Below are 25,378 nucleotides of genomic sequence, written 5' to 3'. Positions count from 1 at the left end.
ATGCAAGTCTCAGATGATGTTCTTTTAAGTGATAAGGCCTTAGTGCGTCTATGTCTGGACGATGGTCGTACGTTTGTGACGAGCAAGGGGGAAATTCTGACATGCTCAGTGGATGCCCCTAAGTTGGATGCCATTCGTGATTATGTCCAGACGAATCAATCCTTGTGTAATGCGCGTTTTTGGGGAGAGGTACCGATACTGAGCCGTGTTGCTGAAGATCGCGTTGAAACCATGATGGAAATCATGGCTCAGGCGTTATCCCTAACCGATAACGAGACAGAAAAATCGAAGATGGAGCAGTTCCTGACATCCTTGTGTCAAGCCGGTGTGAATGCGCGTGCCTCCGATATTCATATTGAAATTCATCGCAGTGAAACCCGGTTTCTTCTGCGTGTTGATGGTGTGCGGGAAATATTGCTGACGTTTGCCAGTGGTGAAAGTGCGCTGCGCCAACAACGTGATGTGGGGATACGTTTGGCCGCGTACATTTTTAATAAACGCGGCCGAAGTGATTTTTCTGAACGTGATCCGAATGATGATTCGTTTGCGATTGAGCTGATGACGTCAGAATTATCAACGTCGGAAACGGATGGTGAACCTGACGACCAGAAGGTCCCTTCTGCCTCGACTATTCTCTCAAAAATAATTGAGTGGCGGGTGGCATTAATGCCGCTTGATAGGGGGATTAAGCTCACTTTGCGCTGCCTGACACCACTTGGTGCCCCCTTGACGTTGGCGGCGATGGATTTACCCGCGCCGTACATCGAGCAGTTGGTTTATGCGGTGAGTCGGCGAGGCGGGGGGATTTTTATTACCGGCCCGATGGGGAGCGGTAAGAGCAGCATGATTTATGCGTTGCTTGAAAATGTTGATCGCGTGGCACGTAGCGTACACGCATTGGAAGATCCGGTTGAATTTGAGCAAGAAGGGGTATGTAAAACGTCAGTGGAGCCCGCTAAGGAAACTAAGTCAGGCAGTGGGAAATACCGCGATTATGCGTTTTATGCCAAAGAACAGTTACGTCACGATATCGATGTCGCCCCATTTGGTGAAATTCGTGATTATGCGGCCGCCAAAGAATTTTGCCGAAAGGCCGAGACTGGTGGGCTAGCAATAACAACACTGCATACCAACAGTGCGTTGGGGGTTCCATCGACCATGATTGAGCAGCTGAATATTCCAGCAGCGGTCGTGTCGGCGCCAGGGTTGATGTTGCTCTTTACACATCAAAAATTGGTACGCCGCTTGTGTGAATGTGCGTTATCGCTCGACCAGGCAAAAGATATTTACGATGAGGCTGGTCTGGCGGATGTCTTTGAAGACAAACAAAATAAGTTGAGAACACTTGTGCCAGATCATCTGGACACCGTGCGTGTTAAGCATCCGAAGGGGTGTGTTCATTGCCAGGATAAGGGAGAGAAAGGGCGTGTGTTGGTCATGGAAATGATCGTTCTGGAAGATGGCGACCGTGAATTTATTCGTCGTCAGGATTACTTGGGTTGGAAAAATTATCTGAATCAAAACGGTTGGCCAGATATTCGTCAGCATACGCTTCATCGTATTCGACGGGGGCAGGTTGACATTCTTTCTGTGTCAGAACAGATCGATGGGTTAATGCCCCGTCATGCTGATGCTATTTACCGTCGGATGGCGGATGCATTGTCATGAATATTAACCAGAAACTGTTTAGTAAAAAACAGCAAGTTGCCCTAATTGAACAATGGTTGACGTGTGATGAATATGGCATGAGCACCCAGCAGTTTTGTACTCAGTTGGTTGAGCATGGAGACAGTCAAAGCAAAGAGATTGGTGAGGCTGGCCTTCTGGCTCTTAATGGGGGCTCTGTGACATCAGCACTGAAAGGCTGGTTACCGGAGTTAGTGGTAAATAGCATCGAAATTGCAGAAAAAGCCGGTCACCGTAAAACGGGTCTGGAAGGGGCGCTTCGTCAACTTGAAGGGGGGCAAAATGTCATTAAACGACTGGCGGGAATAATGGTTATACCTTTTATCGTCACACTGCTTATCAGTCTTTTAGGGGTATTTGTTTCAGGTGAAATTCTAAAGGCGGTTTCTGGGCTGTCCCAACAGAGTGTTGTAGGAGTAGGGCAAGATTTCCATGATTGGGTGGTGGTGTGGGGACCTTGGATTGTGTTGACTATTTTTGGTGTGCTCTTGGGGGTATCAGTCAGTTTTACCCGGTGGTATGGACCGAGTCGCCATATCACCCGTCATTGGCCCCTTTATCAGTCATACCGATTGGCGACGGTGGCGGCATTTCTGAGCTCTCTGGGCAACTTGTCTCAGTGCGGAATGAAGCTGGATGATGCTCTTGCTGCAATCAGTCAGGCCAGTTCGTCGCTGTATCTGAATGCGCATATTAAGACTATGCGTATTCGGATTGAGGAGGAAGGAGAAAAAAACCTCGGAAAAATTTTGGATACTGGACTGCTGCTTACGTTTGAGCGTGCCAACTTGGAAGTGCTGGGTGATACCGGTGATTACGCCAAGCTATTACTAAAGAGTGCCAATAACCATGAAAAAACCGTCCAAAAGCAACTCGATATTATGTCTGCTTTTTTACCCAAAATAATGTTGATCGTCGCTGTGTTACTGCTCGTAGTTTTGATCGGAACATCAATGATTCAGCTATTTGAAATGATAAATAATCTTCGCTAGGAGTTAATAATGAAAAAACAAAGTATGAAACGACCACCTTCTGCCAACGGCTTCCGTCAGCGCGGGGCCAGTATCTATGATTATTTGTTATGGATAAGTTTGGCGGCAATAACCTTAGTTGTGTTGTTGGGGATTTTCCAACGTGCGAATAACTGGCGAAAACAAGTCGCGATAACTCAGGCTGGCGGAGAAATTCGTGTTGCTGCTGGAACGTGGGCGGGTCAGCGAAATTTTACAGGGGTATCAATGCCGGAGCTGTGCAAGGTTACCCGCAATGATTTAAGTGAGAACATTTGCGGCCCAGGCCGCGATGGTAAGAATATGAATCCGTACGGCGGAGATTACACCATTACTGTGGGCAGTAATGTGTCACAGGTGGATGTGGGTTACACCGGTATCGATCCTAATTTTATTGATTCTGTCAGCGATAAGTTAGCAGGAAGTAGTGTCGATCGTTGCCAAGCGGCGACGGGGTGCTCAACGATTACCGCTGCAGGCTCCACGATTACGGTCACGATGTAATGAATCGTCAGCAGGGGGCGTCTCTTTGGGAGTTCTTGCTGGCATTTGGGGTGGCAAGCGTCATGTTTGCCACGTTGCTGCCGTCTTTTCTGGACTATTACCGAACCAGCACCCGAAACATGGCGGCTGAGTCGGTGATACAGGAAGTGCTCAAGGGGATGGAATATGCCATGACAGACCATTGGACTCGTTCTCAATGCCGTGTTGCCCCGAATGATAAGACGTTATCGGCCTTAATAAATAAAGGGTATGTCATTAAAGAGAAGGTGGAAAAGAGTCAGTGGCCAATTGATATTGAGTATGCCACATCGACAGGTGCGCCGAAGGTAATGCGCTATCTCGCAGTGACGCTCACCCTGCCTAATGCCACGCAAGCCTCTTCGTTATTGGCTGATATGAAAGGCGATGGCGAGGTCTTTGAATTAGATGTGACCGGAAAACAACTGACGATAAAGCGCCCTGTCAGGGTAATTCAAAAGACGTGGGAACACCTTTATTACAACCCTCAAACAGGGTGCATGGAGTAAGTAACGTGTTGGTTGAAAAAGATATTATTGGAGACATATTATGAGAGAACCCCAAAAAGGTTTCATGTTATACGGTTTGCTATTAACACTGGCTGTTCTAGCAGGTTTAGTCGCGTATGGCGTTGGGATATATACGGATTCAATTCGCCAAAAACAGGCAGAGCGATACGCTGATCATTTGGTGCAAGTCGCTGAGCAGTTACAGAACTATCAATACTATAAAGTCACAAAGGAAGGTGACGATCCGTGGCTAATGTCGAGTTGGCCTGCCTCATGGGAGGGGTTAATGACGGATTATCGAGGCAGTTTTTGGTTGGAATGTACTGATAGTGAACAAAGCTCAGGGCTGTGTTCTCGTCCTGATTATGCGCCGTGGTCAACGAATAAGTTGGAGTATCACAAAACAGTCCCTAGTGCCGACACCAGTTTTTTCGTGATTACCATCCCGCTCTCTGAGCTGGGTGTGGACACAAAGTCATACCGCTTATGGTTGTCACCGATTCAAAAAATACCCAACGTAAAATTACTGCTTAATGGTGACGCTGAATTGCGGGTAGGTCGTACGCAAATGGCGACGGTCTATAAAGAATTTTTACAAAGAGATGGGTCGACAGAATTAACGGGCGATTGGGATGTTGGAGGTAAAAACGGTTTCGTTAATGTAAAAGATATCACGATGGTCAATGCTGATGGTTCTCAAACCAGTGTTGCCGCGGGCCTTATTCGTAGCCAAGGAGTAGCTAAACATGGTGAATGGGTGAATATGCCAAGTTGCCCACTAAGCCTCCGCCCTACTCAGTCATTTTCTTTTGCCGGTAACATTCCAAATACGATTTCTAATGACTTTAATGATTTTGGTCCAGCTAAAACCTATGTACTTAATCAAGATACAACGCGTTGGCAAATTGGTCTTGATTACGTAGCTACAAAAAAAAGTGATAAGCGAAAATACACCATTCATAGCGGAGTAGTAAATTATTTCACATTTTGTCGATAGAAAAGGAATGTTATATGAAATTAAGAGTAATCGTTATTCCCCTTAGCTTATTTTTGATGTCTAGCCAGTCTATAGCGGCAGTATCACACTGCCCTCAGGGACAGAAAATGACACTGAAATGCGCTTTAAAAGATGACAAAGCATACAGAGATAGCCAGCCTAACACTACCAATGCAGAAATTATTCAAATGTGGAATAACAATGTTAGAGTTGTTACTGAAAGCTCTCCAATATTAAAAGTAACAACCTCAACGTATAGTGCTCGAAATGGTACTACAAGGTTAAAACCTACAAATGGTTATATTTGTACTGTTGGAAAAGCAGGGGGATATTATCGTCGGGGGTTGAAAGGTATTGAGGTAAATGTTTATCAAAGTGGTGGTTATTGGTATCTAAAAGCTAAGCATGATTCAGGCGGGTCTGATAACTGGGGTTCGGCAACTTGCTGGAATACTAAATAAGTTATTTTTATAAAAGGCTTTATGCTGCTTATTTTTAGTAAAAGTTGCGTAAAGCTTTTTTTTATAAATTATGAATATTCATCAGCTAAGGCTTTCAACCATGCAGAGATATTGGGCTTTCCTCCTTTCGTATACCCATTCTTTAAAGCAGCATTAGCCCATTTTTCATGTTGTTTTGATTGAACTCGGATTTCCACTCGCTTATCTGCTGGAATATCTAATTTAGGTCTGCCTACAAGGCGTTTTTCATTTTTCATTGCTTAATAATAGTACGTACAATAATCGTTGACAATGATTATTACACATTGTATTGTTGTACGTACAATAATTGGCGGTATGTAATTGATGTCTAATTTTGATATGTCATATTAAAATTATTTGTTAAAAAACGATATAATCCACAAAAATAAGGAGTTAATGAATGAAAAGGATTATTGGTTTGATAGCTATGTGTTTATTAACCGCCAATGCATCAGCGGTTGAAAATGGGTTATCAGAATACGAAGAATCTTACCCTCAGCTTGTTCGTGCGGTAGCGGATAGAGGATCATGTACAAGTACGATTGTAGGAGGTAGTTGGGTAATAACTGCAGCGCATTGCTCAAGTACTGAATCAGTGCAAGGTTCAATAACCACATGGGATAACCAACAAATAATATCTAAAAGGATTAAAATTAATCCTGATAATATAATTAATGGGTTCGATATCGCATTATGGAAATTACAATCCCCTCCAAGTATCAATAAAATTTCATTTCTTTCACTCGATACGATTACTGCAAATGATTTAATAACCATTTATGGATACAGTACTGGTCTACTTAATTCTGGGTCCCAAAAAGCTCAAGCGATAGATCCATCAATTCCTCAAGTCATTAATATGGAAAATATAGGGCAGGGAACAAATGCAGGGGGAGATAGTGGTATGCCGTATATGAATAGTAATGAGACAATTGTTGCTATTCATAGTGGTTCCACTGGAGTTGATGACAATGGATTCGGACGTGGAGCAACAGGATCTCGCATCACGCATTCAAAAGATTTCATCCTTGATACTATCAACGCTTGGCACTACCCAACATCGGTTAAAACGATAAATGGTACGGCAACCATTTCGGTGCAATCTTTACATCGAGGAGATGTTATTGATACATCATATTCAGATGGTGATGTTAGTCTTGATCTTATTGCCAGTACATGTGATGACGCATCAATTCCTGAATTCGGTATATGTACATATGTTATCAATAGCAATGGTGGTGAAGGGAAGTTATATCTAACACCGACAGAATCAATCACCGTTAATCGTGCACCTGAACCTACGAAGCCCGATCCAAAACCTGACAATGGTGGAAGTGGTGGCGGCTCATTCGGCTTTCTTAGTTTAATGGGACTGCTTGGTTTAGCCTGGCGCCGTAAAGCTTAATAACCTCCACATTAGAGACAACCTACAAAAGCCTGATTGAATCTGCATTCAACAGGCTTTTTTGATGCCTGCCATAAAACAAAAGGACAACATAACAATGAGCTTCATTGCTTGGCTATTAACCATTACCGCTATTTATTGGCTACCAATCAAGGATGGGTCACTCATCATTAGTAGCTCTTCTTCTGAAAAATGCTCACTTTCGTCATAAAATATATTGTCACATTTTTCAGCAAATGAAGAGGCATAAACTTCAAGATCGTATTCTCCAATTTCGCCTAATGCCTCGACCTTTGATTCTTTAATTTCATTGCAGTTCTTTTTCAATGTTTCAAATTGTTGTGGGCTATTTTCTTTAAGAATGGAAAGCAGTTCACACAATACCATTTCAACCGCTTCAGCATCACCTCTTGCGCATATCGCATTATATTCAAGCTCATGAATTTGATCTTTTAATTCGTATTTCATTAGTCGGTATCTATCCTGTTTTAGTGAAAATTGTGAAGATCAAATGATATAACTATCTCGACAACAAGTTATCATTTGTTTTCAAAATGGCGCAACGTCGTTATCCACGAACGGTTTGTGGCCACTAAAGATATGAATGAATTAAATCTAAAGTTAACCCTTAACTATATCAGGTTTTAATTTGAAAATACTGATTAGAACTTTTTTCGAAAAAAAGTTTTAATCAGTATTTTTCTGTTTTTTTTGTTTAGGGTTTCTCCCAACGATATTGGGGGTAGATGTGGACATTAAAAAAACGATTAAACAGACACTAAAAGGCGTAATACTGACCTGCTGGATAGCGGGCGTTGCTCTGGCTGTGTGCGTAGCCGTCTTTCATTGGGAAAATCCTGTCAATCAAAGCCAATTGACTGTATTGACTCAATCTATCGAAGGGAATAATGAACGCTTAATAGCATTGAATGCTACGATGGATAGCTTACGTGCACAATTAAATGAGCAAGGCAGTACTGTTCATCGACACCAATCCGATATTCTGACGATTCAGTCAGTGCAATCACGACATAAAAAACAACTCTCTACACTTCAATCATTCAGTGATACCCATAATGAACGCTTGAATACGGTTCAATCCTTGTTTGAGGGCCAAGAGAAAGCGCTTAAACGTTTAATTCAGCGAGCCTATCGCGAGTCAAAGCCCGTCACGACCAAAACGACAGTATCTCCTCATAAGGCACCTGCTCTATCGACAGATACACAATCGAAGGCTCAACGGCCTATTCCCTCTCCTTTTCAACTTTTTGATGTACAAAAACGCGGCTCAACCTTATTGGCCGCCGTGGCGCCTCATCATGCAACCAGTCTCGCTCAGGTGGCGTTAAAACGTCGCGGTGAGCAGTTTTCAGGGTGGACAATCCTTGATGTCACTCGCGCTAATATTGTGGTTCAAAAAGGCAATCAACACGTATCAATTAAGGTGACACCATGAAAAAACAAGGGGTTGCGTGTTTATTCTTTCTAACATCAACAATGGCATTCGCGAGTGTTCCTTCAACGTCAACGGACATCACAGAAACAGGGCTTATCGATTCCGGCCGTAGTAAAGAGTCGGTCATTCAAGTATCAAAAGAAGCGCAAGCACAAGCTTGGGGCCTGACTGTTCAGGAGTGGGATCGTTTTGAATTCATCAAAGCCAGTCCTGCCGGTTGGGAAATGAAAAACAGCAACCCGTTATCAGTCCTTGGGCGCTCTGCAAGAACCTCACAGGAACGTCAGAAATATGCAGAAATGCTCGTCCATTATGAAAAAAAAGTCGCAGATGGGCTGCTCACGTTCACGCAAGCGCGTCGGGTTGCTTGGAAGCGCCTTTACCCTAACTTGCCCATCATTAAACCTTCCTTCCCACAGCGGGTCATGCTGTTTGTTTCAAAGACCTGTACGTCATGTGATCAAACTATCAGGGATTGGCGGAGCAAAGGAGCAACGGTGGATATTTATATGGTTGGCAGTCGTGGTGATGATAAGGCATTACGTCAATGGGCAATGAAAGCCGGTATTCGTAAAGCGGATGTGGATGACGGTGATATTACCTTGAACCATGACAAAGGCGATTGGGTGCTGTTAGCGAAAGGTCGGTCGATACCTGTATCAATGGCGAAAAATAAGGAAGGGCAATGGACATTCGTCACGCCATAGTGGTTTTTGTATGGCTATTGACCCTGTTTTCTAGCCCTGTCAGTGCTTTTATTCCTTCTCTGTATGTCACTGTCGCAGTCACAGAGGACTTACCTGCAAAGGAGCTTTACATTCTAGCCATTACTGAAAGCAAAGTGATGTTAACGAATGGGGTTGTTCGTCCATGGCCATGGACATTGAATGTAAAAGGGCAATCTTATTACTACCAAACTCGGCAGGAGGCTTGCCAATCATTAACGTCATTCTTAACACAAACCGCCTTAGTTGATATTGGATTGACCCAACTTAACTGGCGCTATCAAGGTGATCATTTTGATAAGCCATGTGATGTATTTGAGCCGCTGGCTAACCTGACTCATGCGGCGCGTTTACTTAAACAGGGTAAGCGACTTCGTGGTTCCTGGGTAAAGGCAGCAGGATGGTTCCATCGCCCTGCTGGCGGTGCCCCTGCAGAGCGGTATATGAATAACTACGTGACGAACTACAAAAGGTATTGAAATGAGACATATTACGTTTATTTTGAGTGTGTTACTGGCGATATCAAGCTCTCCCGTGGTTGCTAATAACGATCCTTATACACGCATGCTACCCGTTGTCACACCGGTATTAACGCCAGGCAAAGTGACACCCAAGACCATCGATAGAGCGAGCCTATCTCGTCCTATTTTCATTGTGGGTGACGATCCATTGTCTTATCGCTGGCTTAAAGCCAGACACAAAAAACTCAAAGCATTGAATGCAATGGGCATTGTGGTGAATGTGCATGATATTGCGGGCCTAAATCGACTTCGACAATATCAACTCCCCGTCTATCCCGTCAGAGGCAATGATTTTGCGAAAGCCTTTGATTTGAAACATTACCCCGTATTGATTAATAACAAAAAAGTGACGCAGTGAATGCCATTTTTAGTTTTTAAGGAGTGAATAATGAAACTGTATGTTGTTGATCCGGTGACATTAAGTGCTGTTGTACTTTTAATTAGCTTTTTATTGCCACGTTTCATTAATGATGAGAAATGCAGCGTGACATTCGTTAATGACAATGGTGTGAAATACCAACGCGACATTGCCTGTAAAGATGTTGATAAGCTGACCGTTTACGCTGCTGAGCAAGAAGGTTCTCAGGAGGTTATGCATCATGTCACAATTTGAGGGTTTTAATTTTTCGATACAACGGTTTCCTAAAGCCAAACCGACACAAAAACCGGTGTCTGACGATGATCGGCGCCAGAGCGATGCACGGCGACGTATTGAGTTATTGCATGATCTACGTGATGCAGGCTTGTCGTTAAGCGATGTACTTTGAAGATAAGGAGAAGGGAGTGTTACAAGCTCAAAACCCAAAACTCGATGATCTTTTTAAACTGTGTATCGACATAGGCATGGGGCGATTCGTTAAAACGGAGCAAACAGCCACGCATCATCATTTAATTTTGTGCGGCATGCTACGGGTGTCGAAGCATGTAAAAACAGGCAAGGTCACTCGCCAGCGGCTCAAGCTGTGCCCTGAAAAGGACGATAATCCGTTAACATGGGTTCGAACGACTCAACAATTTCCGATGCCATTATTTTATTGCAATGGGAAAGACTACCGCCATCTGTTTACAAGCATTGCAGACATCGCCGTCACATTCATTCTTAATGATCTCAAAAAATGTGGCATTAACGGATTTTCTGGTGTTACGGAGGTCCGCTACTATGAACCAATTGGTCCTGACGGTATGGATGGATATGAGTATTATAAAAAGCAACCTCATGACTATAATTTCAAACAATATAAGTGCCATGAGATAGCGAAGAAGATCACGAATAGATTATGCTTCATTCCTTTGCATGATTTTACTCATGCGGCGAAATCATTGACGAAACATACATGGTCATTTGTTGATAAAGCCATGGTATCCGTGTATTTGAGCGCCTTTCAGATTAAGCATGATGGACTGTCTTTTTTTGATCTCGAAGCCAAACATCTGGACAAATTAAAGCAACAACACATCGATACAGCCTTGTGGCTGGACAATAAACCCCTGTTGCCCTTAATGAATTTAATCCCTTCTCACCATTACGCAAATCATGATTTGTTCTGTTATAAAGTACTATTACCGTTACTGCATGAACAAGATGTCAATGTCACAAAAGGAGATCTTAGGTTATTACAACGCTTACCCGTATCATTGATAAAAGAAATTGTTAAAACATACTGTGGCGTGCAACCGTTGCATCGTGATAACCCTCGACATGATATGACAATCTTTATTCAACGTTTTCTTCGCATTAATGCGTTAATTGGCGCCCCTGTTTGGGTACGCGGTGAACTCGTTGAAATGGGTATTCAACACACCCCAAAAATAAGGGCAATATTTATTGGTGAATGGGCGACCTACCATCGAAGTATGGTCGGTCGAGTAAAAGCATTAAAACAAAAATCGCAGTGGCAACGCGCGTTGAACCAGCTCTCTCATGTGTTTGATTGGTATGACCGCAATCATGCACATGACAATCCAATTCAAATCCATAAAAACCAACGCTGGCCTTCTTTTATGCACCTTGCCGATGAGTGGGTACAACGATTACGAGAGCAAGAAACGCAAGATATTCAGGATTGTGTGTGGTCACCGGCCTGGATGGATACCCTCCCCCTTAACATAAAAAACGCAAACCTCATCGTTAACGAGTTATGCAGTGCAGAAGCGTTGCAGCGAGAAGGGAATGAACTCGAACATTGTGTCTTTAGTTATCGCTTCGATTGCCAAAATAAACGTTATCGTGTGTTTTCATTGCGTTTAGTACAACAAGGAAAAGAAATTGAACGGGCAACATTGGGGCTTGATATGGATGCTGTATCCCAACGTTGCTGTTACGACCAGTTAAGATCTGCCTGTAATGATGTAGCCAGTAAAGTCTTACATACCGCCTCTAACCATATTATTAAGACCATTAATAAGGAACTTGCGGCATGACTGCATTTGATGCCTTACTCATTATTGTTGGGCTGGCGCTGTGTAACTTTTACCTTCGTCCTGCATTTAATCGCCATGTCTTTAATGTGAAACGGGCTGAGAAAGTCTTGAAGAAGATGCAATCCATCGAGCATAACGGGGCAAAGTTTGCATATTTGAGGAAAGTTGATCCCTTTGTCTTTGAAGAGCTACTGCTCACGGCTTTTGAACACAAAGGCCACCGTATTGAACGTAATAAACGCTATACCGGTGATTTTGGTATTGATGGCAAAGTGATCATTGATGGCCAACTGACACTTATTCAAGCCAAGCGCTATCGACGTTATATCAACCCTCGTCATGTGGCTGAGTTTGCCGCCTTGTGTCGTCAAAAAAACACGAAAGGTCTATTTATTCATACGGGTAAAACCGGCAAGCAATCTTATCAACACACCACGGCAAATGTACGCATCATCAGTGGTGCCCGTTTGTTGACATTGTTAGAGGGTATTGATGAAAAACGTTGAAGGTTTATTACGCCCTGCCGAAGAGTTGACCAGCAGTATCATGTTCATCTTGTGTGCGCTATTGGTGACGCTGAGGCCTGATATCTTTTTGATCCCCGCAGATCTACGCCTTTATATGGTGTTGTCACTGCTCATTCCTGCCTTTATCCGTACCTGGCAAGGGCTGAATGTGCTGGCTTACCGACGAGGGCTATTGAAGTTACCTATTTGGGTACAATCGAGTAAAGAAATTCCCGTTTACAACGATAAACTCTTTTTGGGTAAAGGTTTCCTCGTTCAGCCTCGTCATGCACAACGATTATATGATTCTCGCCAGCCTTGGGCTGAAAAATACGTGACACCATCAGCACTGTATCAACTTGCCCGTCGAGTAGAAGCCTATCACGAAGGCAATGCTTTGGGACGGTGGTTAGCCGGTAAAGTGCCTTACCCTAAAGATAATCCGCTGGCTATTTTCAATACCGTGATGAGAGTGATGAATCCGGCCCCCCCACTTCCGCCTTTAGGGGGTGATACCCGAATGCACGGGGTGGGAATAGCAGAAGAAACCGATTGTTTACTGCCGATGTCAGCACGGGCCGGTCATACTTTGGTGTTGGGGACAACCGGTGTCGGCAAAACACGCCTGGCTGAAATATTGGTGACACAAGATATCCGGCGTGGCGATGTGGTCTTTATGTTCGACCCAAAAGGGGACGCTGATATGCTCAAGCGCATGTATGCCGAATGTGCTCGCAGTGGTCGTCTGGATCAATTTTATATTATTCATTTAGGCTGGCCTGATCAAAGTGGTCGCTATAGTCCGGTCGCTCGCTTTGGTCGCATTACTGAAGTGGCGACACGGGTGTCAGGGCAATTAGAAGGAGGCGGTAACAGTGCGGCTTTCAAACAGTTTGCCTGGCGTTTCGTGAATATCATTGCAAGAGCCCTCGATGCCTTAAATCGACGTCCTGATATGAAGTCCATCCAACATTATGTGACGGCGATTGATGAGCTTTATGTCGATTACTGCATGAAAAAGTTACCTGAATACGATCCTAAAGCGCTGGAAATCATTACCCTGTTAGAAAATAACGTGAATGAAAAGAATACCCCTCGCCATCTACAGGGACGCAAGCCGAGAGTCGTGGCCCTCGAAACCTATTTTAATGATCACACGCTGGCTGATGATGTATTACTAGGGCTGCGAAGTGCTATTCAGTATGACAAAACCTATTTTGATAAAATCGTCGCGTCACTATTACCCTTACTGGAAAAGCTCGGTACGGGTAAAACATCTGAAATCATCAGTCCCGATCACCAGCCAGCGGATGATCGCCCCGTCATTGATTGGCGTGAGGTTATCATGCAAGGCGGCGTGGTATATGTGGGGCTAGATGCTCTGTCTGATCCCACGGTGGCGGCAGCGTTCGGTAATAGTATGTTTGCAGACTTATGCTCGCTAGCCGGTGAAATTTACAAGTTTGGTAATGCTCCTGGGTTCGGTAAGGTTAAACCGCGAAATATTATGATCCATGCTGATGAATTTAATGAACTGATCGGCGATGAATTCATTCCTATTTTAAACAAAGCCCGTGGAGCAAAATTTGTGGTCTCGGCCTATACGCAGACCGAATCAGATATCGAAGCACGTCTGGGTTCGACCGCAAAAGCAGCACAGACTAAAGGAAACTTTAACACCTTAATTTGTATGCGGGTGAAAGAGCTTAAAACGGCAAAAATTCTGACGGACCGTATGGCGCATGTGAATGTGTATAGCATCACCCCGGATACCGGTGTCACCGATTCTCCGGGCACAGAAGCGGGGTATTCATCCACCAATAAAGACACTAAAACGAATAATGACGTGTTGCTGGTCAATGATAACGACTTGTTCAACCTACCTATTGGTCAAGCGTATGCTGAGCTTGAAGGCAGTAAAATATGGAAGTTACGTTTTCCGCAGCCAAGCAGCGTAGGTGATGAAATGATCCCCGACGATGTGCTTGAACTTATTCAGAATATGGAAGACATTACCCTTGCTCACCAGAAGGACGATACCTGGTTAACCGACGTTGATACCTTTAATCACACATTGGAAAAAGCCGCTTCCCTCTTCTTTACCGACGAGAATAATGATGAAAAAGAGACCGATGACATTCGCGGACAGTCTGAGTCCGCAACCTGGCAACTTCCCTTACCCCCTTCCTCCGCACCTGGTTCGTGGACCAGTGATCACGTTTGATGTGTCTAAGCGAGAAACTTTATGCCTGTTCAATCAAAGCAAAAAAATCAGGACGCTAATAAAGAGGTAAAAAAAACGCCCTGGTACTGGCTCCCCTTTAAAGGCATTGAATGGCTATTTATTATTTGGCTCGTGCTTATCATGGCTGAATGGTTCGGCCCCCTGTGGGGATGGACGGTAGGTAAGCATGCTGAAGACACCTTACTGATACAAGTGGCTTTATTGGATGGGGATTACCCGGGACTGGCACAGCAGGTGACGTATTACATACTGCGTATCTTTGAGCAATGCCAAGCACTGATTGACTTTGAGTTCACCGGATGGTTTTCGGGCTTGACCCCGTATTGGCAAGGGGCTGTTTATGTGTCATTGGCACTGGTTGCTAGAGTGGTGATCTTGATGGGCTTCTACCCTGTTTTTTTACTGGCACTCTTTGTTGGATTATTTGATGGATTGGTTGTTCGACAGCGCCGTATTGCGCATGTTGAGCGAGAAACCGTCACAGTGAATTATTACAGTCGTCGGATTTTACCGCATACGTTCGTTTGGGCCGGTAGCCTGTGGTTAATTATCCCCGGACTATTCCCCTTGCACCCTGTTTGGCTGTTATTACCGTCGGCGATAGTCAGTGGCATGATGATGCGTATCGCGGTATCTAGCTATAAGAAATTTTTGTAACCTTTTATGATATCAATAAAAAAATATTATTTCTACAATCAGAACTTTTTTTGAAAAAAAGTTCTAATCAGTATTTTTCTGTTTTTTTTGTTTAGTGTGTTTCTCAGTACCCCCTACTGAGGAATTTTTATTATGTATCCCGTTCGGTCTGGTTTATGGCTGCTGATCCTAATGTCTTGTGGGCTAGCACAAGCTGCCTCCATTGACGATGAAAAACGTGAGCTTGCCGCGATTAACGATCAATTCGGTAAGCTGGAATATCTCGTTCAACGCGCTGAGCGCAATGCGGATTATCGCCAATCCCGTCAATTTGATTATCACTCATTGCGCAGTGATATCCGCGATGTTCAATCGGGCATCGATGCCTATCTCAATCCAACACGCCCAGAGCCCGCGTCTGTTCAGCCTTTGGGTGGTGATTACATTATGAGAATACCTACCCCATGAACCCTGTCTATGACGCGTTTGAACAAGGCGCCGGATTCAGCGTGGTGGAATTTGCTCAAATGGTGGCCATTATCGGCATGATCCTCATTACCGCCTGGGTACTCTGGGTCGGTTGGAGTGTCTTTCGTGGGTTAAAAAATCTCAAGACCGACAAGGTCAAACTCAACACTGCCATGCTCCGCGCCATGATCATTTGGCTCATCATCAATTTCATCTTGTTTACTGGTGTATTCACGGTGAATACATAAGGATCCCGCAATGAAGGCTCGACTATTTATCTGGCTGTGTTTGTTCAGTGTGCACCCTGCCTGGGCGTATATCCCTGGCAACCAAGATCCGACAACGGGCGGCGACAAAGACAATATTCTCAAAACGTTTTTTGCCTATGCCTATGACGCCCTGCTTTACGGGGGGCCGATTGGTATTGCGGGTGCGGTCATCTATTACATTATTCATATGTGGGGGATTTTTCAGGAAATCCGCGCCGAGCGTAAGACAAAAAATGACTTCATTACCGATGGCATCATCGGGGCATCACTTATCTTACTCAGTATCTGGGGCGTGAACTATGGCCTAAACCTGATGGAAAAAGTGTAATGAAAAAAGCCACTGCACTCAATGAACGCCCCCCTTTCCTCAAAGGGCTCAGTATCGTGGAAATCGGGATACTGTCAGGCTTTACCCTCTTCATCGGTCTCGTTACCGGGGGGGGGGTCAGTGTCTTTGTGACACACAGCGCCATGCCAGCATTGCTCGGCGTGGCGTTAGGGGCCTCTGCCATTTTTCTGATGCCGAAATCATTGGCAACCCCATTGATTGCGCTGCGTAAAAACAAACCCACAGGCTGGCTCTACCAGAAAATAGATGTCTGGTTTCATCGAGAGCGCACCATACATCACACCGGATTGCATCAAAATAAAAAGGACAAACGATGACGACTTCAACCCTTTCTCGCATCTTACCGACCAATGCCGCCGGTGAACAAATGCCAACGATGCATGAAATCATTCCTGGCGATGGTCAACCCATTATTAAGTTGTTTGGTTGGCTGCGCAGTTTTGCAGACTACGATTTGGGGCCATCCCCCAAAGACAGCACCCACATCACCCAAGAGATATTTGAAAGCAATGACGGATGGTGGCTCGTATTTGAAGTGCGTCGAGAGCGGAATGTAGCACTCGATAACCGTGTTCAATGCCGACTATTGAAAACACAAAACAAAGACGAGATCCCCGCGTTTTTTAACTTATACCGCACCCATGCTCGGGCGCTATTAGCCCAAATCGATATGGCGTATGTGGTGCACATTGGCGGAGACGAATAATGGAACACCATCACATTAAGCAAGCCGATAGGCGAGGACGGGATGTCATTTTCACGGGCACCTTGTTGGCAGAAACAACGGTGAATGCCGTTGCGGGCAAACGTACCTTCCGTTTTTATCGGGCTGATAACGGCCAGTATGTATGTTATCGCCATTTTCATGCTTACCGGGCTGACATGGCCGATGTCATTCAAGCTGAAGGGCTAACGGACATTGACACCGATGAGATGGAGGCATTCTTCGGTGCCAACGTGGCGTTTTCTATCTTTAAACAAGCCAATTTTCCGCATTATGAATACATCGGGAGACCGGAATGAGTACTGGAGCACGTGGGCGTTTTCGTAATGCACTCACTGGGCGTGACGCGCATATTCGAAGCTTGAACTTTGCGGTCGGCGGGCTGACGGCGGTCTGCCTGTTTATGGCCTTTGGGTGGAACAATGCTGCTCAAGATATCACCGTGCATAACCCCCCTGATTTACGAGCGGGATCAACCCGCCCTTGGTGGGAAGTACCGGCCCCCAATGTGTATGACTTTGCGGTCAGGATGTTTGCGCAAATTAACCGATGGCCAACCAACGGAACGACGGACTACAAACAAAACCTACACACCTATAAATGGTACATCACCCCGCAATGCCGGGAAGTGTTAGCGCAAGATTATGATCAGAAACGCAGCAAGGGAGAGCTATCAGGTCGCGAACGGGCATTGTTTGAGATCCCTGGTCGTGGCTATAAAGACTGGCGGGTCACCACACTCAGCCAAGACAGCTGGACGGTCCTTGCTGATTTACAACTCAAGGAGTACGTCAAAGGCACGGAAGTAAAAACCTCCCTCGCACGGTGGCCGCTGCGCATTGTTCGCTACGACGTGGATGTGAATAACAACCCGTGGGGGCTGGCTATCGATTGTTTTGATGGGCCAGCACGAGAAATTAATGTGGTATCAGGGGGTGAACAGTGAAAAGTCTGATGGTGATTATCTTATTCCTCTTCTCTGGTTACGTTGCTGCCTCCGATCGTGTGTTGGCATGGGAAGGCGAGCCATTAACCGTCACGCTCCCCGTGGGGCAAGAAGTGATATTGACCCTGGACGGGGATGTACGGGTCGGTGTGCCGTCTTCTTTTTATCGGCATGCCACGTTGGATTCCCTGAAAGGTAAAATCTTTATAACGGCGAGCAAACCATTTGAATCACAACGCATTCAGATTGAACGTCTGCGGGATGGCGAACGCATTGTGTTAGACATTCGCGCACAACAAAACGCCGACACCCCTTCACGTATTGATATTGTCATGCCTGATGAGCAAAAACAGCAAGCACAGGTAAAGCAAGATAAAGACGCACTGGGTAAGCATATCAACCAATTACAGATGCCCGCACCGGCTTTACTGGTGCGCTTTGCCCAGCAATCACTTTACAGTCCCTCGCATGCCATTGAGCCATTACCGGGCATAACGCGTTCAACCATGCACCTGGATAAAGACATCGCGGCGCAAGCGTTTCCATTATGGCCCGTGATTGCCCAGCCGCTCGCCGCCTGGACACTGGCCGGTTATACGGTGACGGCCATTAAACTCACTCATCAATATAATGCGATTTTAAACCTCGACCCGCGTCAAGTCAGTGCCCGCGCATTTGGCGTGAGCTTTGCCTACCCGGATTTGGGACCGGTTAATACAGACAGCGCCATTAATACCGCTTTTATTGTCACGTCAGGGCCGCTGTTTCAGTCTTTGCCACCTATTGCCAAGGAGGCCAATGATGACCAATAAAAACAAACTGCTGTTGATATTACTGGGGGCGCTGTTCTTTGTGTTTGCTGTGTTTGGGCTCAGTCCCGATGATAACCAAGCACCAAAGGAGGAAGCCAAACCCTCAACGCCACTTGAATTATCCGTTTCACAGGCAAAAATCATTCAAGAAACGTTAGGCATCACCGCTGATACACCAGCAGATACCTTACGGACATTGGCGGTCACCATCAATAATCAAAAAGAGGAGAATACACAGCTAAAAAAAGCGATGGCACAACAAAATAACCAATACCAAACCTCGGTTGACACGTTGCAACAACAATTCACGACGGGGTTGGCGCAAGTGCAAACACGCTTTGATGATCAGATGGCACAACTCAAAAGCCGTACTGAGGACATTGGTATTGAACGGCCTGTCCCAGAGACATCTTCCTCGTTATCGCCAGATGATAACTATGACGGATTAGGCATTGGTCATGGGTCAGTGTCCAACCCTGCCAAACCTGAGATTGACAGTAGCGAACTGATTTGGGTCATGCCGTTAGATGCCAACACGGACGATAAAACCGGGGATGTCATCACCCCTCAGTTGATTGCATGGCGTAATAAAATTGCTCAGCTGAATGAAGAACAGGATGATTTCAGGGTGGATGACGATAAACCGACCCCTGTGTATACCTTGGGGCGAGGGTCTGTCCTGAGTGATTCCGTTGCCATGACCGCACTGATTGGGCGTATTCCAGTCAATGGGCAAGTAACGTCGCCGTATCCGTTTAGCCTCATCATTGGCAAAGAGAACTTAATGGCCAACGGTTTTATGTTACCCGACGTGGTGGGTGCCATTGCAACCGGGACGGTGACAGGAGACTGGAACTTATCGTGTGTCCGTGGTGTGGTGGAAACGTTCGATTTTATTCTTGCCGATGGCAGCATGATAGCCATTCCTGACGGAGATGATGTCACAGACAGCAGTTTTGACGGCAGTGATATTAAGACAAACGATTTAGGTTTTATTGCCGATCCCAATGGCAACCCCTGCCTTTCTGGTACAAAAATCACCAATGCGACGTCTTACCTGACCACGATGGGGTTACTTGATGCTGCAACGGCCGCCGCCAATGCCGCTGCGGCTGCACAAACCACCGCTTCTATCCCCGCCAATGGCGAGGGAGGATCCTGGGGCGTCTCAGGCGATCAAGGACAATACATATTAGCGAATGCAGCGGCTGGCAGTATCAGCAACGCCAATCAATGGATAAAAGAGCGAATGGGCTCAAGTTTTGATGTGGTCTATGCACAGCCTGGTACACCGGTTGCTGTGCACCTTCGAAAAACCCTCAAGGTCGATGAACCGGCGAATGCCCGGCAAGTCCGTTACGACACACTGTCACAAGGAGGCAATTATGCGCTGGATTAATGGTTTATGGCTCGTTGTATTTGTCAGTGGGTTAAGTGCTTGCTCATCGAGCCAAGACAACACACTGCCTCATCCTGATACGAATGTGAAAGAGGTTTGGCTCAGTAAAACTGGCGGGGCGAATGGTCAGTCGCTTATCGATACGCGATCTACGCTTCGACGTCAGCTCTCCCCGGAGGCTTTAGCCATGCGCGTTTCTGATTATACCCGAGACAGTTACCGTGAAATTAACAATCAATTTCCACGCCTTCCCAACCCTGACATTGTGTTTTTTGTGTTTCCGCACCGAGCGGGAAGTCTGCCTGTTCCGGGATATAGCACGGTATTCCCGCTGTATGAGCGCGTTCACTATGCCACACCGGGTGATATGAAAGCCCAATTACCGACAGGAGGAGCCTACTGATGCTGCAACGATTACGTGACGGTGTGACGTCTTTATTTACCCACGGGAAAGCCTTTGAAGTACCGCCATTGGACTACACGGTGCCGCCCTCTTTTGCATCACATTTACCGTGGGTTGATATTGATGATGATGGCATTGTTGAGCTTGAAGATGGTCGTTCTATTGGGGCCTTTTTCACAATCAAGCCCGTTTCGACGGAAGATAAAAAACAAAAAAACCTGAATAAAATTGTCAAGAACCTCACCAATACGTTTGGCAGTCTGAGTCAGGGAGAGGAAGACATTCCTTGGATCATTCAGCTCTTTGCCCGTGATGTGGATAATTTTGGGGATGTTGTTGATCAACTGAAGGCCAAGGCGCGAGTTAACGACGCGTTTACGGAAGCGGTATTGGCACAAGATGCGAAGCATTTTTCTTTTATAGGCCGTGAACAAGGCATTTTCAGTGTCGATAACCGCCCATGGCGAGGACGGGATCGACAAGTCATTGTTGCCGTTTATCGCTGGCTACCGAAAGACGCCAATGATGCACACGTTCAGAAAAACCTTGCTCAGTTAAAAGCCCTGCAAAAACGGGTGTTATTGCCATCGAGTTTTAAAGATTATGGCGTATCCATTGCTAAAGCGAAGGGTGACGCAGTGTTTCAGTGGCTCGCCCCGTTTCTCAACCCGTCACCAATACGTGGTGAGTCTCATTTTTATCGTCAGCAGTTTTCGCCTATCGATCGGGATTATGCAGAGCGCTTACTGCGCAGTCGTGTTACGGCAGATGTCGATAATGGATTGTGGTGGTTTAAAGGTGAAAAAAACATTGCCAATCGTGTGGTTGAACTTGATACCTGGGACAGTGATGCGTTTCTGGCCGGATGCATTTTTGGTGAGGTATCAGATGATGACGATACGGCGCCAGGCTGTGTTGTTTTTGATGAATTACCGCCAGGCACAATGATGGCCATGACGCTGGTTCCGCAAAGTAAAGAGAAAGGGCGTGAGCGTTTGAAGGTCATTCAAAAAGCCGCCGTGGGGGATGAGCCTGACATTCAAGAATGCAAAGCCCAGTGTGCCAGTATCGATGCGCTGATTAATCGCAACATATTGTGGCGTGGACAAATCGCGTTCTATATTCAGGGGGAAAGTGTCAATGAGATTGAGAGCAGTACCGATATGTTGCGCTCAGCCTTTAACCGACAGGGCTTGCACTTGCGGTTTGTCTCTAACAGTGATCAGGTTGCCCCGTTAGACAGTTTTCTGCGGTGGTTACCGATGAACTACAACCCGGCCAATGACCCTCATTATTGGTATTGCGGGTGGGTATGGCTGGAAGACATGATGCGATTGTCCCCCTTGTTTGGCCGGAGTACCGGTACAGGATCGAATACGTTCTCTTTTTTCAATCGAGGGGGCGAATTATTGGGATTCGATCCCTTGGAGGATTACTTATCCAATGCGCACCTTGTCCTATTTGGTCCATCGGGCAGTGGTAAATCGGCCACCTTAGTCGGTATGTGTCTGCGTTTGTTAGCGATACACCGACCTCGACTGTTCATTATTGAAGCGGGTAACAGTTTTGGCTTGTTAGGTGATTTCTGTGAACGTTACGGTTTAAGTGTCAACAGAATTGAAGTGAAAGCCTCCTCCCCAGGGGCGATGGCGCCTTTTGCTGATGCCCGCCATTTGGTGGGAAAAGATCTCCCCCAAATAAGCAATGATGAGGCCTTAAAACCAGAAAATCTCAATAACGATGATTCACCGGATGATGAAGAGCGTGACATCCTCGGGGAGCTGGAGATTATGGCTCGCCTGATGATAACCGGTGGAGAAAAACGAGAGCTTGATGATTACCGTCGTGCTGATTCATCCATGGTACGTCAGGCACTCAAGCAGGCCGCAGAGCAATGCCATCGCGAAGATGTCATGGTGCGTCCTACACACGTTAAAAATGCCCTACTGGCATTTTCCCAAGACAACAATTACCCCCAAGAGCGTCAACAACGCGCCCGAACCATGGCCGATAGCATGGCGTTCTTCTGTGAAGGACTGGAAGGAAAAATTTTTGACCGCGACGGTGCGCCCTGGCCAGAAGTGGATGTCACGATCATTGATTTAGGTCTGTATGCCAAAGAAGGGTATGACGCGCAATTAGCCACCGCGTATATCTCCTTGATCAATAAAATTAACTACATTGCAGAGCGCGACCAATACGACGGGATCCCCATTGTTGCCCTGACGGATGAAGGCCACCTGTTCTCAGCCAATGCACTACTGGCTCCCTATGGCAATAAAATCACCAAAATGTGGCGAAAATTGGAAGCATGGAATTGGGTGGCCACACAAGATTTAGCCGATTACCCCCTCTCCTCTCGAAAGATGCTGAATAACAGCGAGTGGTGGATCATGTTGAACATGAGTGAGGATGAACTCAACACCCTTAAAACGTTTAAAAAACTCAATCCCGAAGAAGAAGATCTCATTCGGTCAATGACAGCAGAAGACGGCAAGTTCAAAGAAGGGGTCGTGATGGGGATGAACGATACCCTGCTCTCTCGTTTTTGTGTCGTTCCCCCTGCCCTCTATTTGGCACTGGGTGAAACAGACGGTAAAGCCAAGAAGAAACGGGCAGATTTCATGGCAGAGCACGGGTGCAGTGAGCTCGATGCCGCCTTACTGAAAGCCAATCAAATTGAACAAGCGCGTGAACGTTATCAGGGGGAGGTATGGTAGCCCGTCTCGCCCCAGCCTTATTGATCTTCTGCTCATTGTCAGTCAGTGCCAAGATCACCACGGGAGAGGTGATAAGCCGTAGCTTATGCCCGGAATGTATCGATTATAAAGTGATTGGCAGTTGTCTTTGGATGACGTGTACGCCTGCCGGTTGTGAGACGAACACCTCAATAAAAGTCAAACATCGATTGCCTGATTTAGTCGCAATGAGCTATCTGAAAACAGGGGAAGCCCCTTGGCAGGCAACGCAATGGATGTCACCGACAAACCGCTATTCCAAAGGCGGAGGGAGGAGTCATGACCGTAGTCCTCAGCTCCTTGATCATACTTCCGTGACATTTCAAAACGTCGATATCATAGGCCATCCCGCCGAAGGGACATTTTTCAAGCTGTTATCGGGCTTCGGTTATGTCTTGGAAGGACCGAGTGAGCCCATGATGCCCTATTACCTATCCAGTCTTGACCCTCTCGGGTGGCGTTACAACCTGCCCGATGTCGTCAATATCAACAGTTGGGATCCATTAGGCAATCGCCTGGGCACCTTTGGCGATATTTACCCCAGAGGCGGATTTTCAGTGCAGCCACACCCCTATAAGTCCGCCGCACTGAGTGCGTTCAAAGCCGTACACATTGTCACTCGTCAAGGTGAAAGTCGTGTTTATCAGCCATTAGTCGCGCAATCCAAACCGGGTTACTGGCCGCCCGCCTCACTCAGTCTGAACAATGATGATACAGCATGGCAAATGCTCTTTCCGATAGCCCAGACCACGGCAAGCGTTTGGCCGGATATCGATGATAGCGTTCTCCCTTATGATCCTTATGCCAAACGAATAAGCGATAACGGCGAGTATGTATGGGCGGTCTGGCGGACCTATAGAGGGTGCCAACGTGAAGGCGCCATGCTTATTGCGGATTTTGGAGAATAACGTGATGAAAATAAAAATGCGTAGCCTGCTGCTGATCAATATCTTGAGCCTGCCCGCTTGGGCGGCTAATGATGTGTTGTATTACACCATTGGCGGAGGGCCTGTTATTTCAGCACCAGCACGAACAGAGCATATTAACCGCAAAACATTGGGGGTGAATTGGGATCTTGATTTGCAATGCGGTCAACTTGACCCGCAACTGACCGTACAAAACCAACTTAACGGGGTAACGGACGGATTTCAGGACATGATGGGCAATGTATTAACCAGTGCCACCTCTGCCGTAATGTCGTTACCGGGTTATTACCTGCAAAAAGAAGATCCGGGGTTATATGATTTATTGACCAATGGTGTACTGCAGGGAAAGTTTGATTTTGATGATGCAAAAACATCGTGTGAGGCCATGACAAAAACATTGGGGGACATGTCACCGACCAATGCATGGACACAACTGAGCCAAGGACAAACTTGGACGCAAGCCGTTAAACGGGGTGATGCCGTCCAGGCACAAATCACCGCTGAAAAATCCATGGGCAACAACGGCATTGTGTGGACAAACGGTCATTATGCGGGTGGAAAAAATCAGCCCCCTATCCGTGTGACCCATGATACCGCGAAAGCAGGGTTTGGCATGTTAACGGAGGGCGTTTCTCAGGCTGATAACGAAGGATTGTATCGATACTGGAAAGATGAGGATGCCATGGCAGATTGGTTAACGGGAGTGATGGGTGACAAGATCAATCAGACCGGCACCGATAAATCTCAATCAGGTGCCCAGCCTGGTATCGGGCTCAATGCAGAGGTCTCTAAAACCGCCGCCCTGTTACAGCTCGACGTTGATAATGCCTTATCAGGCGACAATGTATCATCCACCTTTCCCCCTTCACTCATCAATGCCTTGAAAAGTGACCCTTTACGACGTGGATTAACCCAACGGTTAGTGTCCGAGGTGGCGCTTGCCCAAACTGTCGATAAAGCCTTGCAAGCACGACGCGTTTTATTAACAGGTAAAAATGAAACCTATATCTCTCAAAACGCATTGGCTCAGGAAGATATCAAGAAAAGTGTGAAGGAATTGGAAAATGAAATTTCGTTACTGCGCTTTGAGGCAGAAACACGTCAATCCATTGCCGGTAATGCATCCGAAGAAATCTTACTCAGACAGCAATACAGAAACGCGCAACCGAAGCCGGATACACCTCCGATCCCTTCATCCTATGAAGCCGGTAAATTTGAATAAG

At 46.1% G+C, this 25,378-nt stretch carries 32 protein-coding genes; 30 read left to right on the top strand and 2 right to left on the bottom strand.

The features are described 5' to 3' along the window. From C9J12_RS21275 to C9J12_RS21250, 6 genes are all read left to right on the top strand, one after another. Positions 1-1,668, top strand: a complete 1,668-nt coding sequence (locus C9J12_RS21275; RefSeq protein WP_107244530.1) for a GspE/PulE family protein — start codon at positions 1-3, stop codon at positions 1,666-1,668. Next, a complete protein-coding gene (locus C9J12_RS21270; protein ID WP_107244529.1) occupies positions 1,665-2,678 on the top strand; it encodes a type II secretion system F family protein in 1,014 nt (337 codons plus the stop codon). The genes C9J12_RS21275 and C9J12_RS21270 overlap by 4 nt, the downstream gene beginning before the upstream one ends. 9 nt (positions 2,679-2,687) lie before the next feature. After that, positions 2,688-3,200 carry a hypothetical protein gene (locus C9J12_RS21265; protein WP_107244528.1) on the top strand — a complete coding sequence of 171 codons (513 nt, stop codon included), beginning with the start codon at positions 2,688-2,690 and terminating at the stop codon, positions 3,198-3,200. A 62-nt stretch (positions 3,201-3,262) separates the two neighbouring features. Further along, positions 3,263-3,727 (top strand): hypothetical protein, encoded by a 465-nt coding sequence (locus C9J12_RS21260; protein WP_146150098.1) that lies wholly within the window; start codon positions 3,263-3,265, stop codon positions 3,725-3,727. 40 nt (positions 3,728-3,767) lie between these two features. Further along, positions 3,768-4,724 carry a pilus assembly FimT family protein gene (locus C9J12_RS21255; protein ID WP_107244526.1) on the top strand — a complete coding sequence of 319 codons (957 nt, stop codon included), beginning with the start codon at positions 3,768-3,770 and terminating at the stop codon, positions 4,722-4,724. A 14-nt stretch (positions 4,725-4,738) separates the two neighbouring features. Beyond that, a complete protein-coding gene (locus C9J12_RS21250) occupies positions 4,739-5,185 on the top strand; it encodes a hypothetical protein (RefSeq protein WP_107244525.1) in 447 nt (148 codons plus the stop codon). 68 nt (positions 5,186-5,253) lie between these two features. Here the strand turns inward: C9J12_RS21250 and C9J12_RS21245 are convergent, their stop codons facing one another. Next, complete coding sequence (locus C9J12_RS21245; RefSeq protein WP_107244524.1) at positions 5,254-5,442, bottom strand: hypothetical protein; 189 nt, start codon at positions 5,440-5,442, stop codon at positions 5,254-5,256. A gap of 164 nt (positions 5,443-5,606) precedes the next feature. Here C9J12_RS21245 and C9J12_RS21240 point away from each other — a divergent pair, with 164 nt between their 5' ends. After that, positions 5,607-6,611 (top strand): trypsin-like serine protease, encoded by a 1,005-nt coding sequence (locus C9J12_RS21240; RefSeq protein ID WP_107244569.1) that lies wholly within the window; start codon positions 5,607-5,609, stop codon positions 6,609-6,611. Positions 6,612-6,746: 135 nt separating this feature from the next. Here C9J12_RS21240 and C9J12_RS21235 read toward each other — a convergent pair whose 3' ends face one another. Further along, on the bottom strand, positions 6,747-7,079 hold the full coding sequence (locus tag C9J12_RS21235; RefSeq protein WP_107244523.1) for a hypothetical protein: 333 nt from the start codon (positions 7,077-7,079) through the stop codon (positions 6,747-6,749). A 280-nt stretch (positions 7,080-7,359) separates the two neighbouring features. Between C9J12_RS21235 and C9J12_RS21230 the strand changes: the two genes are divergently transcribed. From C9J12_RS21230 to C9J12_RS21125, 23 genes are all read left to right on the top strand, one after another. After that, positions 7,360-8,067, top strand: coding sequence for a hypothetical protein (locus tag C9J12_RS21230; RefSeq protein WP_107244522.1), 708 nt, complete (start codon positions 7,360-7,362; stop codon positions 8,065-8,067). Further along, positions 8,064-8,774, top strand: a complete 711-nt coding sequence (locus C9J12_RS21225; RefSeq protein WP_107244521.1) for a TIGR03759 family integrating conjugative element protein — start codon at positions 8,064-8,066, stop codon at positions 8,772-8,774. The genes C9J12_RS21230 and C9J12_RS21225 overlap by 4 nt, the downstream gene beginning before the upstream one ends. Further along, entirely contained in the window at positions 8,753-9,271 is a 519-nt protein-coding gene (locus C9J12_RS21220; RefSeq protein WP_170111840.1) for a lysozyme family protein, read from the top strand. Before C9J12_RS21225 ends, C9J12_RS21220 begins: the two co-directional genes overlap by 22 nt. A 1-nt stretch (position 9,272) precedes the next feature. Beyond that, a complete protein-coding gene (locus C9J12_RS21215) occupies positions 9,273-9,671 on the top strand; it encodes an integrating conjugative element protein (protein ID WP_107244520.1) in 399 nt (132 codons plus the stop codon). A gap of 30 nt (positions 9,672-9,701) precedes the next feature. Beyond that, positions 9,702-9,926 (top strand): hypothetical protein, encoded by a 225-nt coding sequence (locus C9J12_RS21210; protein WP_107244519.1) that lies wholly within the window; start codon positions 9,702-9,704, stop codon positions 9,924-9,926. Next, positions 9,913-10,080: a hypothetical protein gene (locus C9J12_RS30775; protein WP_170111839.1), complete on the top strand. Its 168-nt coding sequence runs from the start codon at positions 9,913-9,915 to the stop codon at positions 10,078-10,080. The genes C9J12_RS21210 and C9J12_RS30775 overlap by 14 nt, the downstream gene beginning before the upstream one ends. 16 nt (positions 10,081-10,096) lie before the next feature. Next, on the top strand, positions 10,097-11,734 hold the full coding sequence (locus tag C9J12_RS21205) for a PcfJ domain-containing protein (RefSeq protein ID WP_170111838.1): 1,638 nt from the start codon (positions 10,097-10,099) through the stop codon (positions 11,732-11,734). Next, the gene (locus C9J12_RS21200) at positions 11,731-12,240 is read left to right on the top strand and encodes a restriction endonuclease (RefSeq protein WP_107244517.1); all 510 of its coding nucleotides are present in this window, start codon (positions 11,731-11,733) and stop codon (positions 12,238-12,240) included. Before C9J12_RS21205 ends, C9J12_RS21200 begins: the two co-directional genes overlap by 4 nt. Further along, the gene (traD, locus tag C9J12_RS21195; RefSeq protein ID WP_170111837.1) at positions 12,227-14,464 is read left to right on the top strand and encodes a type IV conjugative transfer system coupling protein TraD; all 2,238 of its coding nucleotides are present in this window, start codon (positions 12,227-12,229) and stop codon (positions 14,462-14,464) included. The genes C9J12_RS21200 and traD overlap by 14 nt, the downstream gene beginning before the upstream one ends. Before the next feature lie 21 nt (positions 14,465-14,485). Beyond that, positions 14,486-15,142 carry a DUF4400 domain-containing protein gene (locus C9J12_RS21190; RefSeq protein ID WP_107244516.1) on the top strand — a complete coding sequence of 219 codons (657 nt, stop codon included), beginning with the start codon at positions 14,486-14,488 and terminating at the stop codon, positions 15,140-15,142. Between the two features lie 132 nt (positions 15,143-15,274). Continuing rightward, a complete protein-coding gene (locus C9J12_RS21185) occupies positions 15,275-15,589 on the top strand; it encodes an integrative conjugative element protein, RAQPRD family (protein WP_107244515.1) in 315 nt (104 codons plus the stop codon). Further along, a complete protein-coding gene (locus C9J12_RS21180) occupies positions 15,586-15,837 on the top strand; it encodes a DUF3262 family protein (RefSeq protein WP_107244514.1) in 252 nt (83 codons plus the stop codon). The genes C9J12_RS21185 and C9J12_RS21180 overlap by 4 nt, the downstream gene beginning before the upstream one ends. 10 nt (positions 15,838-15,847) lie before the next feature. Beyond that, positions 15,848-16,186, top strand: coding sequence for a DUF2976 domain-containing protein (locus C9J12_RS21175; protein ID WP_107244513.1), 339 nt, complete (start codon positions 15,848-15,850; stop codon positions 16,184-16,186). Then, on the top strand, positions 16,186-16,524 hold the full coding sequence (locus tag C9J12_RS21170) for a DUF3487 family protein (protein WP_107244512.1): 339 nt from the start codon (positions 16,186-16,188) through the stop codon (positions 16,522-16,524). The genes C9J12_RS21175 and C9J12_RS21170 overlap by 1 nt, the downstream gene beginning before the upstream one ends. Continuing rightward, positions 16,521-16,913 (top strand): hypothetical protein, encoded by a 393-nt coding sequence (locus C9J12_RS21165; protein ID WP_107244511.1) that lies wholly within the window; start codon positions 16,521-16,523, stop codon positions 16,911-16,913. The genes C9J12_RS21170 and C9J12_RS21165 overlap by 4 nt, the downstream gene beginning before the upstream one ends. Further along, the gene (locus tag C9J12_RS21160; protein WP_107244510.1) at positions 16,913-17,230 is read left to right on the top strand and encodes a hypothetical protein; all 318 of its coding nucleotides are present in this window, start codon (positions 16,913-16,915) and stop codon (positions 17,228-17,230) included. Before C9J12_RS21165 ends, C9J12_RS21160 begins: the two co-directional genes overlap by 1 nt. Beyond that, entirely contained in the window at positions 17,227-17,877 is a 651-nt protein-coding gene (locus tag C9J12_RS21155) for a PFL_4703 family integrating conjugative element protein (protein WP_107244509.1), read from the top strand. Before C9J12_RS21160 ends, C9J12_RS21155 begins: the two co-directional genes overlap by 4 nt. Next, positions 17,874-18,689 carry a TIGR03749 family integrating conjugative element protein gene (locus C9J12_RS21150; protein WP_107244508.1) on the top strand — a complete coding sequence of 272 codons (816 nt, stop codon included), beginning with the start codon at positions 17,874-17,876 and terminating at the stop codon, positions 18,687-18,689. The genes C9J12_RS21155 and C9J12_RS21150 overlap by 4 nt, the downstream gene beginning before the upstream one ends. A 40-nt stretch (positions 18,690-18,729) precedes the next feature. Further along, positions 18,730-20,088, top strand: a complete 1,359-nt coding sequence (locus C9J12_RS21145; RefSeq protein WP_407675696.1) for a TIGR03752 family integrating conjugative element protein — start codon at positions 18,730-18,732, stop codon at positions 20,086-20,088. Beyond that, entirely contained in the window at positions 20,075-20,491 is a 417-nt protein-coding gene (locus tag C9J12_RS21140) for a TIGR03751 family conjugal transfer lipoprotein (protein WP_107244506.1), read from the top strand. Before C9J12_RS21145 ends, C9J12_RS21140 begins: the two co-directional genes overlap by 14 nt. Next, positions 20,491-23,211 (top strand): conjugative transfer ATPase, encoded by a 2,721-nt coding sequence (locus C9J12_RS21135; protein ID WP_107244505.1) that lies wholly within the window; start codon positions 20,491-20,493, stop codon positions 23,209-23,211. Before C9J12_RS21140 ends, C9J12_RS21135 begins: the two co-directional genes overlap by 1 nt. Next, positions 23,205-24,137, top strand: a complete 933-nt coding sequence (locus tag C9J12_RS21130; RefSeq protein ID WP_107244504.1) for a TIGR03756 family integrating conjugative element protein — start codon at positions 23,205-23,207, stop codon at positions 24,135-24,137. The genes C9J12_RS21135 and C9J12_RS21130 overlap by 7 nt, the downstream gene beginning before the upstream one ends. 4 nt (positions 24,138-24,141) lie before the next feature. Further along, on the top strand, positions 24,142-25,377 hold the full coding sequence (locus C9J12_RS21125) for an integrating conjugative element protein (protein ID WP_107244567.1): 1,236 nt from the start codon (positions 24,142-24,144) through the stop codon (positions 25,375-25,377). Position 25,378: the final 1 nt, after the last annotated feature.

Origin of the sequence: Photobacterium frigidiphilum (assembly GCF_003025615.1) — a bacterium.
Taxonomy (GTDB): domain Bacteria; phylum Pseudomonadota; class Gammaproteobacteria; order Enterobacterales; family Vibrionaceae; genus Photobacterium; species Photobacterium frigidiphilum.
This window is presented reverse-complemented; position numbering and strand designations above follow the sequence as displayed.